This is a genomic window from Pseudoalteromonas sp. SG45-5, assembly GCF_014164085.1.
Classification (GTDB): domain Bacteria; phylum Pseudomonadota; class Gammaproteobacteria; order Enterobacterales; family Alteromonadaceae; genus Pseudoalteromonas; species Pseudoalteromonas aliena.
This window is the reverse complement of the sequence record NZ_JACJEM010000203.1, coordinates 1-251: the sequence shown is the minus strand read 5'-3', so window position 1 is coordinate 251 and position 251 is coordinate 1. Positions and strand designations below refer to the sequence as shown.

Genomic DNA, 251 nt, shown 5'->3' with positions numbered 1-251 from the left:
CCCCCTTTGGTCCGTAGACATTATGCGGTATTAGCAGTCGTTTCCAACTGTTGTCCCCCACCTCAAGGCATGTTCCCAAGCATTACTCACCCGTCCGCCGCTCGTCAGCAAAGTAGCAAGCTACTTTCTGTTACCGCTCGACTTGCATGTGTTAGGCCTGCCGCCAGCGTTCAATCTGAGCCATGATCAAACTCTTCAATTAAAAAGTTTTATGTCTTTCGACAGCTCAATGAATTCTGAATTTATTTTAA

The 251-nt window shown here is 46.2% G+C and carries 1 rRNA gene; it reads right to left on the bottom strand.

Going from position 1 to position 251, the window contains the following annotated elements:
• Positions 1 to 202: ribosomal RNA gene (locus H5119_RS20290) — 16S ribosomal RNA — on the bottom strand; the annotation flags it as partial.
• Between the last annotated feature and the right edge of the window lie 49 nt (positions 203 to 251).